The sequence below is a fragment of the Saccharomonospora iraqiensis subsp. paurometabolica YIM 90007 genome (assembly GCF_000231035.2).
Taxonomy (GTDB): Bacteria; Actinomycetota; Actinomycetes; order Mycobacteriales; family Pseudonocardiaceae; genus Saccharomonospora; species Saccharomonospora paurometabolica.
Window position 1 is genome coordinate 83521 of the sequence record NZ_KI912259.1, and the last position, 10847, is coordinate 94367.

Genomic DNA, 10847 nt, shown 5'->3' on the forward strand with positions numbered 1-10847 from the left:
CGGACCTGGCGGACGTCCGGCCGCTGCCCGGGTTCGGCGGCGAGCATCGCGGACAGCACGGGGGTGAGCGGCCCCGCCCGGTCCGGCACGGGCATCGTGCCCGCGGCCACGCGCTGCAACAGCGCGATCTGGTTCCCGGCGGTGTCCCCGAACGGGGGCATGCCCTGCACCGCGGCGTAGAGCAGGGAGCCGAGCGAGAACACGTCCGAGGCAGGGGAGGGGTCCTGGCCCCGCGCGACCTCCGGGGCGAGGTAGGCCGGGGTGCCCGCCACCAGCCCGGTCTGGGTGACCGTGAGATCTCCCCGGGCGTGCGCGATGCCGAAGTCGACGAGTTTCGCGGTGCCGTCCGGCGCCAGCAGCACGTTCGCGGGCTTGATGTCGCGGTGCACGATTCCGGCCGCGTGTGCGGCGGCCAGCGCGTCCGCCACCTGGCTCCCGAGGTGGGCGGCCGTGCTCGGCGACAGCGGACCGTGCGCGGCGAGCGTGTCGGACAGCCCGGTGGCCGGGAAGTACTCCATCACCAGCAGCGGCGCCCCGGCATGCTCGGCGACGTCGTGCACCGCGACCGCGTTCGGATGGTGCAGTCGTGCGGCGATGCGCCCCTCCCGCATGGCCCGCTGCCGTGCCTCGTCGGCGGCGGCCTGATTACCGCCCGTGCCGGGGTCGTGCAGCTCCTTGACCGCGACCTGCCGCTGCAGCCGCTCGTCGTCGGCCAGCCACACCGAGCCCATCGCACCACTGCCGAGGTGCCGCCGCAGCCGGTACCGGCCCGCCAGCAGATCGCCGACCTCGCTCACCCGCGTCACCCTTCCGTGTGTGTCCCGGATCAGGGTAAGGGCGGGCAACACCGCACCGTCTGAGCGGCGGAGGCGACCCGAGGTGCCCGACCGAACCCTGCCGCACCGAGTCTTGAACCAACGGAATCGTGAGAAACAACACATAAGCCGTCGCGGGTATCTCGATCGCATCGTTTTCCGGGGAGTGCCGCGTCCCTGCCCGCAGGCCGGCCGGTTCCCACGAGCCGATTCTGAACGGTATCGAATATTAAGTGGTGTATGACCTGACAGGGGCGTCGGCTGGATGAGGGCCGAGTACACCACGTTCGTGGTTGTAACTGAGTACCAAATATGATAGTTATCTTGACGGTGTCGAGGTGATCGCACGTACCACCGGGAGCGACAATGGTCTTGGCGAGGCGATTGGCGGATGCGGCCGATGCCTACGTCGCGGGCTCGGATCCCGGCCGGGCACGGTGGGGCGAGCCGTTGAGCCGACGTGGACGGGCGAGGTTGCGCTGGGATCCCGATTACTGTCGTCGCGTCGCGCGTTGGTTCGACCGTGCTCCCCAGCTGGTCTACGACTCCCGGCTCAGTCGGCTATACCACCGGTTCAAGTGGGAGACGCTGCAGCAGTACCGGCTTCTCCTGGACACGGGGATCACCATCGAGCCATGGGTCTGGTCGGGGCAGCCGTATCGGGGCTCGGCCGCGTTGCGGGAGTCGGTGCTCGCGACCGGAGTACTGTACGTCTACCTCACCGACTCCGGGCACGGCGTGGGCAGGACCGGGTACCATCCCATGTCGGCCCTGACCGGGTTGCGGGTCAGTGGAGTCGAGTTCCGTTACAATGACGTGTTCCGCGCGGTGCACGACGTTTTCGGGCACGTCATGTTCGACAACGATTTCTCAGCACGCGGCGAGTTCCGAGCGACATACTGTCATCTGTGGATGTACACACCGGATGTGCATCCGGTGTTGCTCACCGAACAGGTCGCCCAGATCAGCTGGTATTACTTCGGCCCGCACCTGGACCGGGGAGACCGGCGGCGGTATTCCGATCAGAAAGTATTCGAGTTTCCCCGATCGTTCCTGGACGAATTCATGGGGATGTTTGCGATGAGCGACAGCGAGGAGTCTGTGTGACGAACGTGATGAGTCCCGGCCGTGGTAGTCGTTCTTCGCTGGGTCAGCGGGTCCGGGCCGACTTCCCGATCCTGGAGCAGTCGTTCGACGGTAACCCGCTCGTGTATCTGGACAACGCCGCGACGACCCAGAAGCCCCGTGCCGTGCTGGATGCGCTGGTCGGATACTACGCGAGGGCGAACAGCAATGTGGGTCGCGGATACCACCGCCTCGCTTTCGCGGCGACGGATGCGTATGAGGAGAGCCGGGCGGTCGTTCAGCGCGCGATCAACGCCGAGCACCCCGACGAGGTGGTGTTCGTGCCCGGCACGACCGCGGCGATGAACATGCTGGCCGACACGTTCGGGCGCGCTACCGTGTCGGAAGGCGACCAGGTCGTGGTCACCGGGATGGAGCACAACTCGAACCTGTTGCCCTGGCGTCGGCTGTGCGAAGCGACCGGCGCTGAGTTGGTCGTGGTGCAGACCGACGAGCAGGGAGCGCTCAACCCCTCTCGGTTCGCCGACGCCATGGGCCCCCGGGTGCGATTGGCCGCGGTGACGCACGTGTCCAACGTGCTCGGCACTGTCAACCCGGTGCGCGAGCTGATCGACACGGCCCACCGGTGGGAGGTACCCGTCGTCGTCGATGGTGCGCAGGCGATCCCGCACCGCCAGGTCGATGTCCGCGATCTGAACGCAGACTTCTATTGTTTTTCCGGGCACAAGGTGTACGGGCCGATGTCCACCGGCGTGCTCTACGGTAAACGGGACCTGTTGACCGACTTACCGCCGTGGCAGGTCGGCGGGGGAACGGTCAAGGATGTACGGGCCGACGAACCGGTGCGCTACGTTCCCGCTCCGGCCCGGTTGGAGGCCGGAACGCCGAACGTCGCGGGAGCGGTCGGGCTCGCCGCCGCGTTCGACTATCTGACTGAGATCGGGTGGAGCGATATCCGGCGGCACGACGAAACCCTCGTGCGCGCGGCCGTCGAGGAGGTCGGCGATGTACCGGGGGTACGGGTGTTGGGCAATCCGGCCGCGGATCCCAGTGGCATAGTCTCCCTCGTCGTGGACGGGATTCACCCGTATGACGTCTGTGGTCATCTCGACCATAACGGCATCGCGATCCGGGCCGGCGTGCATTGCGCGAACACGTTCGTGGACACCCTTGACCCGGTCGGCACCGTGCGACTGTCGTTCGCCGTCTACAACACCGTCGAAGAGCTCGAGCTCGTGAGCCGGGCCTTGCGCACGGTTGAGCCCGGCCTCTGGACGACCGAACATCCTACCGAACGGTTCCTGTAGCCGGGCCACGAGTTCGCAGCCGACCTCCTGTTCCCCCGGCGCCGTACGTGGTCACCGGTACGGCGCCGGAGTGGTTCCTTCCGGGAGTACGGTACCGAGCGCGTCGTCCAACTCGGCGTGCAGAGCACGCCGGGTCGCCGGTGAGCAGAAGGCCGCATCGATCCCGGCGCGCGTCACGGAGGCGAGCTCGGTGGAGTCCAGTCCGAGCCGGGTGGCACAGAGGACGTATTCCCGGCTCAGCGTGGTGCCGAACATACCGGGATCGTCGGTGCCGAGGGTGACCGGGACCCCGGCTGTGAGCAGGCTCGGAAGCGGGTGCTCCGCCCAGGAACCCACGGCGCCGGTGCGCAGGTTCGAGGTCACGCAGACCTCTAGCGGCACGTCGTGTTCGGCGAGGTGGGCGAGCAGCCGGGGGGCGTCTGCGGCGGCGATGCCGTGTCCGATGCGGTCGGCGCGGAGTTCGGTGAGGGCGGAGAGGACCTCACCGGGTCCGGTGGTTTCCCCGGCGTGCGGGACGCTGCGCAACCCCGCGGCACGCGCCGAGGCGAAGGCATCGTGAAACGCGGCGCGGGGGACCCCGGTCTCCGGTCCGCCGAGTCCGAACGCGACTGTGCCGACCGGCTGGTGGCGTAGGATCCAGTCGAGTGTGGCCCACGCACCGACGAGACCGTCGTCGCCCGAGACGTCGAAGATCCAGGCGATCTCGACGCCGCACGCACGGGCCGCCAGCCGGCCGGACTCCAGCGCGTCGGCCAGTTCGGCAGGGTCGATGCCGACTTTCAGGTGGGACAGGGGAGTGACCGTGACCTCGGCATAGCGGACGTTATCGGCCGCCAGTGTCTCCGCGAGCCCGATGATCAGGCGTTCGACGCTCTCCCCGGTGGTGACGAGGCGGTTCAGGGCGACGTAGACGTCGAGGAAATGGTCGAAGTTGGTGAATTCGTAGTATGCGGCGAGCTCCTCGGGGTCCGTCGGTACCTCTCCCTGCGGATGCCCGCGGGCGAGATCGGCGACGGTTGTGAGGTCGGCTGAGCCGAGTAGATGCACATGCAACTCGACTTTCGGCAGCGCCGCGACGAAGGCCTCAACAGTCCCTGTGGTGTCACGAGCCATGACACACGAGTCCCTCGCCGAGGATCCCACGAGTCCGGCCGACCGTATCGCGAATGCCCACGGAGTCAAACTAGCGGAATGTCGATCGAGGCGGCAAGCGATGTCGGCACGCCGGTGGCGGGAGCGACGCGGGTCGCACTCGGAAGCTACGGCCGTGTGGGGTCGTGTGTGGGCAACGATGTCCCGGCGATGCGGTCGGGAAGGTCTGTCTCCGGGCCGGACGGTCGGAATTGGCTGCTCCGGATCCCTTTCACCGTGCGCTGAGCAGTTCTTTCCGACGGGATCGGATCCGACTCGACGGGACGATTCCGAGTGCCTTGGATGAAAGACCGTGCACCGCGCTATCAGGATCGCGCCGTGCACGGACGGGCCGATGTCCGAACAGTGTCGCGGCCACCTCCGAATCCTGGTCGAGAATTTACCGCAACGGGCATGCTAATGAGGAGTCCGGCCAGGTGCAAGGGGCTTCTGGGTGTGCTCCGTGGGCGCGCGTTCATCGAGACCCGGCGACCGGGAGTCTCGCGCCGGCCGGCAGGCTTCGGTAACTGTTCGGTAATAACCGGGAAACGGGTTTCCGAACAACCCGGCGAGCCGGGTTCCACGGCGAGGCCCGGGACGTTGTTCAATCCCATCGGTGGGCCGAACGGCGGAATCCATCACGATGGTCTGGGCTGAACGGAGCAACTCGTTAATGCTGTTCTTGTGCTGCTCTGCGGGGCCTGTTAAGACGGAGACCCGTGATCAGTGATCAGGGCCGATCGATTGGTTAGAACCCAGGAGTGGCCGGGTGCGGAACAGGCTTCCCGCCGGTTCGGCGCGCCCTGCGTGTCGGCACCGCGCTGAGGGCATCGCCGCTCGGGGATCTCGTTGACGGAATCCGGGAAGGTGTTCGTGAGCCCCGAGCGACACCGTTTGAGCGGAGTCCGGTCGGTGCCGGACCGGGTGCGTGGTCGGTCGGTCGACGACGGTCGCTTACTTCGTCTGTCGAGCTCGATTCCGTTCGGGCGAACCAGAATATCTACCACATGGCGGAGCGCCCCTGACAGTGGCGGCCGTGTCGCGCATCGTAAGCTGAAGATATCAGCGTCGACGAATATGTTGGCGACGGGTTGAGCACGGCCTCGATCGCTGGTAAAACTATCGATGCGATCGTGCAACTCGGTGTCGACGCCATCGGTCGAAACTGATTCGGAGGGCGGAATGTCGTGTCGCCGGGAATGTCATCGTGTTTTGCACTGACGGGAAAAAAATGACAACATCGACTTCTCGTTCGTCGGCGTGGTTGAGTCTTCCGCTGTCGATGGCGGAGTTCGGTTCCCGAGGATTCCGCTTGGACCGGCCTGCGGCCAGGGTCGCTCTCGAGGAGCATGCGAGGAGCTTTCTCCGCGGTTTCAATCTCGCTGCCGCCCGACGGGGGGCGCCGCATGAGGAACTGCACGATCAGATCGCCGACGACGAGCGCGGGTTCGCGTACGAGGGTGCCGGGATGTATGCGGGACTGGTCGATACGCTGACCGTGGGCCGGGCACGTGCGGTACGGACGCTGCTCGACGGGCCCGGTGACGGTTACGCCCACTTGATCAACGTCGGCGCAGGGTGGCTGTTCACGCCCGCTCGGGTGACCGCCGTGCCGCGACTGCCGGACCAGCCGTTGCTGCGCTGGCTCGCGCTGGACGGCGCGGGTTTCGGTGAGGTGTACTTCGGTGGTCTGCGCGCCCTGCGCCGCCGCGCCGCCGCACGTCCCGGTCCCCGTTGGGAGGCCCGGCTCGCCGGCTGCGGAAGGGCTTTGTGGTTCGCCGAGTCCGGCGATCCCGACGGCGTCGCCGATGTGATCGCCGGTGTGGCCCCGGGAGCACGCCCACATCTGTGGGCCGGTGTGGGGCTCGCGGTCACCTACGCCGGCGCGGCCGACGATGTCGTGCGCGACCGGCTCGTCGAGCGGTCGGCACCGTACCGAGACGACTTCGCCCAGGGAGTGCTGTTCGGTGCGGCCGCGCGGCATCGGTCGGGCATCGTGCCGGAGCACACCCGGCGAGTGGCCGCGCTGTTCCTCGGTGCGTCCGTCGAAGACGCGGCCCGGTGGTGTACCGCTACCTCGGCCGACCTCACTGCCAGGACCGATGTGCGCGCATACCTGCGATGGAAACAGCGACTGCGCTTACTGGCCGCCGAACTCCGCTGACCTCTCGGAGAGGACCGAACCGCATGCGCATCCCAGTACGAAAGCTGCTCGCCCCCGTGGTCGTCGTCTCCCTGTGCGCCGCCCTCGGTGTCATGGTCGCGCGCCCGGGGCTGAGCGAGGAGGAGATCGGCGAGTTGGCGGACGGGTTCCGGTTCGTCGAACAGCGGGTGAACTCCGCGCCGCCGGACGCGCGCACGGCACGCGAGGTGGCGCCCGGCGTCGACGGCATCGGCGCATGGATCTCCTCCGTCGGTGCGGCCGCCGGCCTGTCGGACGTGCGCGGCCTCGGCCGCCCCGGCGACTTGTGCCTGGTGGACCCGCGCGACGACTCCGTGACGCTACGGCCGGCCCGTCCGTCGGCGGACGGCGGCTACGACCCGGTACATCTGCGGCCGGACGGGCTGCCCTACGACGACACCATGGCGCCGATGGGGTGTGTACCGGCCGACATCGATGCGGACGGCGACATCGACCACCTGGTCCACTACTGGGGCCGGTCGCCGGTGGTCTTCCTCAACACCGGGGGTGTGGGTGTTCCGACCGCGGACGGTCACCGTCCCGTCGAGCTGATCGAGCCGAGCTCCGTGTGGAACTCCGCGACGCTCAACGTCGGCGATGTGGACGGTGACGGCAACCTCGATCTTCTGATCGGCAACTACTTCCCGGATGGTGCCCGGGTGCTCGACCCGACCGCCGACGACACCCGGATGGAGATGCAGGACTCCATGTCGCTGGCCCGCAACGGCGGACGCAACCGGCTGCTGCTCACCGAGCCGACCGGCCGCCCCGATGAGTTGCCGAAGATCACCGACGCGAGCAACGCGCTCACCCGTGCGTCGGCGTCGTCGTGGACGCTCGCCACCGGTATGCAGGACCTCACCGGGGACGGTCGACCGGAGATCTACCAGGCCAACGACTTCGGCCCGGACCAGCTCATGCTGAACGAGTCCACGCCGGGCCGGGTCCGGCTCACCGAAGTCCGGGGGGACCGCGACCTGGTCACACCCAAGTCGATGGTGCTGGGCCACGACTCGTTCAAGGGCATGGGCGTCACCTTCACCTACGACGGCGACGCGGCGCTACCGACCATCCTGGTCAGCAACATCACCACGCCGTTCGCTCTGCACGAGAGCAACCTCGCATTCGTCCCGAGCGGGAAGCCCGAAGACCTCGTCGAGGGCCGGGTCCCGTTCACCCAACGTGCCGAGTCGCTCGGGATCGCGCGTAGCGGGTGGTCCTGGGACGTGCGCGCCGGCGACTTCAACAACGACGGCGTCGACGAGATCATGCAGGCGAACGGCTTCCTCCGCGGCGAGATCGACCGGTGGCCGGTGCTGCAGGAACTCGCCATGGGCAACGACGAGCTCGTGCACGACCCCGCCTTCTGGCCGGAATTCGGTCCCGGCGATGATCTGTCCGGGCACGAGCCCAACCGTTTCTTCGTGCGCGGGCCGAACGGCCGCTACGCCGATCTCTCCGGCCGCAGCGGCCTGTCCGACGATGACAACACGCGGGCTCTCGTTTTCGGGGACGTGGACGGTGACGGGCGACTCGACGCCGTCGCGGCCAATCAATGGCAGGACTCCGTGCTGCTGCTGAACCGCGCATCGGCCGGGGCCTCCGCGGGACTCCGCCTGGTGCGTGCGGCCGGGGCCGGGTCGGACGGTGCGGTCACGCCCGCGATCGGCGCACAGATCCGGCTGCATGATCCGGAGCGGCCGCAGCGCGCGCAGCTCTATCCGGCCAACGGCCACACGGGTGTGTCCTCCTCGGAGCTGCACTTCGCGCTGCCCTCCGACGAGTCCGTGCCCGCCACGGTGACCTGGCGCGACGCGGGCGGGAAGCACGAGGCACGGGTCGAGATCAGCCCCGGCCGCTCAACCATCCTGCTCACCACCGACGGAACGGCTGAAGTGCGATGACCACGACCTCGACGTCATCAGACCTGGACCGCGGCACCCCTACCGAGCAGGCCCCGCCCGCTCGGGCCGACGAAGCACCTGCCGGGCCCACACCGAACCAGCGCCGGGTCAAGGCACTGGTACGTTTCGCGATCTCGATCAGCGTGTTCAACCTTCTCGGCTACACCGTGCTCGGCTTCGAACAGGCACCGATCACGCCCCTCGTGGCCGTCCTCGTCAGCTACGCCACCGCACTGGGCTTCGAGGCGATCGATGCCCGTGCGCGGAGCGTGCCGCCCGCCTACACGGGTGGCGCACGTGAGCTCGCGGTGTTCCTACTACCCGCACACATCACCGGACTCGCGTGCGGGATGCTGCTGTGGGGCAACTCGTCGCTGTGGCCGTACATCTTCGCGATCACGGTCGGCAACGGCAGCAAGTACCTGCTCCGGTTACGGGTCAACGGGAAGCTGCGCCACGTACTCAATCCGTCGAACACCGGGATCGCGGTGGTCCTCGTACTCTTCCCGTGGGTCGGGATCGCTCCGCCCTACCACTTCACCAGTTTCACCACCGGCGCTCTCGACTGGCTGATCCCGCTCGGCGTACTCATGGCGGGCACGATGCTCAACGCCAAGCTCACCGGCAAGATGCCGTTGATCCTCGCGTGGTTCGGCGGGTTCGTCGCCCAGGCGGTACTGCGGTGGTTGTTCCTGGATCACTCCCTGCTCGGCGCGCTGGTTCCGCTGACCGGTCTCGCGTTCATCCTGTTCACCAACTACATGATCACCGATCCGGGCAGCACTCCGACCGCCCGGCGCGGCCAGATGGTGTTCGGCGTGACCGTGGCGACTGTCTACGGCCTGCTGGTGGTGAACGAGATCGCCTTCGGGTTGTTCTTCGCCCTGGTGATCACCTGCCTGTCCCGGGCCGTCGTGCTGCGGGTGGCCGCGATCCTGCCGTCTTCGTCGCCCGAGCCCGCATCCACACCGGTGATCGAGGAGAAGTCATGAGCCGGGACGAGGAGATCGCGATCGTCGGTATCGCGTGCCGCTATCCGGACGCAGCGTCGCCGAACGATCTGTGGGAGACCGCGCTCGCACGGAGGCGCGCGTTCCGGCGGATGCCGGAGCAACGACTGTCCGGCGCGTACATCGGATCGTCCGACGACCGCGACCGCACCTATCTGACGCATGCCGGGCTGCTGCGCAACTGGCGGTTCGACCGGGAGCGGTTCGGGGTGCCCGGCGGGCTGCACCGTGCTGTGGATCATGTGCACTGGCTGGCCCTGGAGACCGCCGCCGAGGCACTGATCGACGCCGGATTCCCGAACGGGGCCGGGCTCGACCGCGACCGGGTCGGCGTGGTGCTGGGCAACTCGCTCACCGGGGAGTTCTCCCGCGCGACGCAGCTGCGGCTGCGGTGGCCGTACCTCCGTCGGGCCGCGGCCGCGGCACTCGACGGGGCGGGAATCGAGGGGGACAGCGCGACACACGCCCTCACGCTGCTGCGCGAGCTGGTGCGGGATCAGTTCCCCGTGCCCGGTGACGAGTCGCTGGCGGGCGCGCTGTCGAACACGATCGCCGGCCGGGTGTGCAACCACTTCGACTTCCACGGTTCCGGCTTCACCGTGGACGGTGCCTGCGCCTCCAGCCTGCTGTCGGTGATGACGGCCGGCCGGGCACTGCTCGACGGGGACCTCGACTTCGCCCTCGCGGGGGGCGTGGACCTCAGCCTCGACCCGTTCGAGCTCGTCGGTTTCGCGAGAACCGGCGCGCTGGCGGTGGATCGGATGCGGGTTTACGACGATTCGCCCACCGGGTTCCTGCCCGGCGAGGGCTGCGGCGTGGTGGCGTTGATGCGTGCCGAGGAGGCCGAACGCGCCGGGTTGCGCACCTACGCCCGGCTCGCCGGCTGGGGAACTTCGTCGGACGGTGCGGGCGGGCTCACCAGGCCCCGGACCTATGGTCAGCGGCTGGCCATGGATCGCGCCTACGAGATGGCCGGGATCGCGCCGGATGACGTGGAGTTGGTCGAGGGGCACGGCACCGGTACGAAGGTCGGGGACGAGGTCGAGTTGGCCACGCTCACCGAGGTGCGCGGTCACGGGGCGGCGCACGCCGTGCTCGGTTCGATCAAGGCCAACATCGGCCATACGAAGGCAGCGGCCGGCGTCGCGGGTCTGATCAAGGCCACGTTGGCGGTACACCACCGCGTGCTGCCGCCCACCACCGGGGTGGAGCGGCCACACGAGATGTTGCGCCGCGCGGACACCCCGCTGCGGGTGCTCGCCGAGCCGGAGCCGTGGCCGACGACCCTGCCGCTGGCGTCGGTCTCGTCCATGGGTTTCGGTGGGGTCAACGCGCATGTCGTGCTGCGGGGTCTCCCCGGGCGCCCGGTCGAGGCACTGCCGCCCCGGGTGGCCGCGCTCGGGCGGCGCCGG

8 protein-coding genes are annotated in these 10847 nt (G+C 68.4%); 6 read left to right on the forward strand and 2 right to left on the reverse strand.

Annotated features, from left to right (window positions below):
- Positions 1–797 (reverse strand): serine/threonine-protein kinase (locus SACPADRAFT_RS34230; protein WP_007025014.1); only part of this gene is annotated, 797 nt, incomplete at its 3' end.
- Between the two features lie 384 nt (positions 798–1181).
- Between SACPADRAFT_RS34230 and SACPADRAFT_RS0221290 the strand changes: the two genes are divergently transcribed.
- Together SACPADRAFT_RS0221290 and SACPADRAFT_RS0221295 are read left to right on the forward strand one after the other, a co-directional pair.
- On the forward strand, positions 1182–1922 hold the full coding sequence (locus SACPADRAFT_RS0221290; RefSeq protein WP_007025015.1) for a crotonobetainyl-CoA--carnitine CoA-transferase: 741 nt from the start codon (positions 1182–1184) through the stop codon (positions 1920–1922).
- Positions 1919–3208, forward strand: a complete 1290-nt coding sequence (locus tag SACPADRAFT_RS0221295) for an aminotransferase class V-fold PLP-dependent enzyme (RefSeq protein ID WP_007025016.1) — start codon at positions 1919–1921, stop codon at positions 3206–3208. Before SACPADRAFT_RS0221290 ends, SACPADRAFT_RS0221295 begins: the two co-directional genes overlap by 4 nt.
- A 51-nt stretch (positions 3209–3259) precedes the next feature.
- Here SACPADRAFT_RS0221295 and add read toward each other — a convergent pair whose 3' ends face one another.
- Positions 3260–4321, reverse strand: a complete 1062-nt coding sequence (gene add / locus SACPADRAFT_RS0221300; RefSeq protein ID WP_007025017.1) for an adenosine deaminase — start codon at positions 4319–4321, stop codon at positions 3260–3262.
- Between the two features lie 1249 nt (positions 4322–5570).
- On the opposite strand from add, the gene SACPADRAFT_RS29150 reads away from it, so the two are divergent.
- From SACPADRAFT_RS29150 to SACPADRAFT_RS29155, 4 genes are all read left to right on the forward strand, one after another.
- Positions 5571–6503 (forward strand): DUF1702 family protein, encoded by a 933-nt coding sequence (locus SACPADRAFT_RS29150; protein ID WP_084258554.1) that lies wholly within the window; start codon positions 5571–5573, stop codon positions 6501–6503.
- Positions 6504–6526: 23 nt separating this feature from the next.
- The gene (locus SACPADRAFT_RS0221310) at positions 6527–8425 is read left to right on the forward strand and encodes an ASPIC/UnbV domain-containing protein (RefSeq protein ID WP_007025019.1); all 1899 of its coding nucleotides are present in this window, start codon (positions 6527–6529) and stop codon (positions 8423–8425) included.
- Positions 8422–9417: an RnfABCDGE type electron transport complex subunit D gene (locus SACPADRAFT_RS0221315; protein WP_007025020.1), complete on the forward strand. Its 996-nt coding sequence runs from the start codon at positions 8422–8424 to the stop codon at positions 9415–9417. Before SACPADRAFT_RS0221310 ends, SACPADRAFT_RS0221315 begins: the two co-directional genes overlap by 4 nt.
- On the forward strand, positions 9414–10847 hold a 1434-nt coding region (locus tag SACPADRAFT_RS29155; protein WP_007025021.1), incomplete at its 3' end, for a beta-ketoacyl [acyl carrier protein] synthase domain-containing protein. The genes SACPADRAFT_RS0221315 and SACPADRAFT_RS29155, both read left to right, overlap by 4 nt.

What these genes read in the sequence shown, in the direction of transcription:
- SACPADRAFT_RS0221290 (WP_007025015.1), top strand. Translation starts at nt 1,182, where the DNA reads ATGGTCTTGGCGAGGCGATTGGCGGATGCGGCCGATGCCTACGTCGCG.
- add (WP_007025017.1), bottom strand. Translation starts at nt 4,321, where the DNA reads ATGGCTCGTGACACCACAGGGACTGTTGAGGCCTTCGTCGCGGCGCTG.
- SACPADRAFT_RS29150 (WP_084258554.1), top strand. Translation starts at nt 5,571, where the DNA reads ATGACAACATCGACTTCTCGTTCGTCGGCGTGGTTGAGTCTTCCGCTG.
- SACPADRAFT_RS0221310 (WP_007025019.1), top strand. Translation starts at nt 6,527, where the DNA reads ATGCGCATCCCAGTACGAAAGCTGCTCGCCCCCGTGGTCGTCGTCTCC.
- SACPADRAFT_RS0221315 (WP_007025020.1), top strand. Translation starts at nt 8,422, where the DNA reads ATGACCACGACCTCGACGTCATCAGACCTGGACCGCGGCACCCCTACC.